Origin of the sequence: Pseudomonas jilinensis (assembly GCF_003586265.1) — a bacterium.
GTDB lineage: Bacteria > Pseudomonadota > Gammaproteobacteria > Pseudomonadales > Pseudomonadaceae > Halopseudomonas > Halopseudomonas phragmitis.
Genome location: NZ_QJSA01000046.1, coordinates 1 through 792, shown reverse-complemented (window position 1 = coordinate 792; position 792 = coordinate 1). Strand labels below are relative to the sequence as shown.

The 792-nt window shown below is 55.4% G+C and carries 1 protein-coding gene; it reads right to left on the bottom strand.

Annotated elements, in window-relative coordinates:
• Positions 1–30: 30 nt before the first annotated feature.
• Positions 31–792 (bottom strand): IS3 family transposase (locus C2846_RS18480; RefSeq protein ID WP_119702192.1); only part of this gene is annotated, 762 nt, incomplete at its 5' end.

The window sequence follows — 792 nt, the reverse complement described above, 5'->3', positions numbered from 1 at the left end:
TGGTCCTACCCACGAAAAATAGACACTCGGTTATGCGCATCTGCGCTCGTATTCCACCGGGCTGAGATAGCCTAAAGCGGAGTGTCTTCTCTTTCGGTTATAAAACACTTCGATGTACTCGAAGATAGCGGATTTAGCCGACGCGATCGACTCAAAAAGCTCGGCGTAGATCAGCTCCACCTTCAGTCGGCTGAAAAACGATTCCATGGGCGCATTATCCCAACAATTTCCCTTGCGGCTCATACTCGGTACACACTGCCTTGAACGCAGGTAATCCTGGTAACCAGTTGATCGGTATTGAACCCCGCGATCCGAATGCACAATCAGCCCTGGGGCTATCTCGCGTCGTCCGTATGCCATGCTCAACGCATCGGTAATCAACTGCTCGGTCATGCTCATGTCCAACGACCAGCCAACGATCTGGCGGGAATAGAGGTCCATCACCGTCGCCAGGTACAGCCAGCGGTCCTTCACCCAGATATAGGTGATGTCGGTCGTCCACTTCTGATTGGGGCGCTCGGCGGCGAACTGACGCCACAGCAGATTGTCGGCGACGTTCGTCATCGCTTCAGACGAGCGGCTGTACTTAAAGGCCTTGCCGTTGCGGGCTCTGATCTCTTTTTCCCGCATGATCCCGGCCACATAGTTCACAGAGCAGGGCACGCCCGCAGCTGTTAATTCCCGGGCAATACGTGGGGCACCATAGCGAGCTTTGAAGCTGGCGTAGGTGTCCATAATGGCGGCTTCAGTCGCCTCCCTTCGCTGCTCCCTGAGACTGGCCGGACGCTGTTT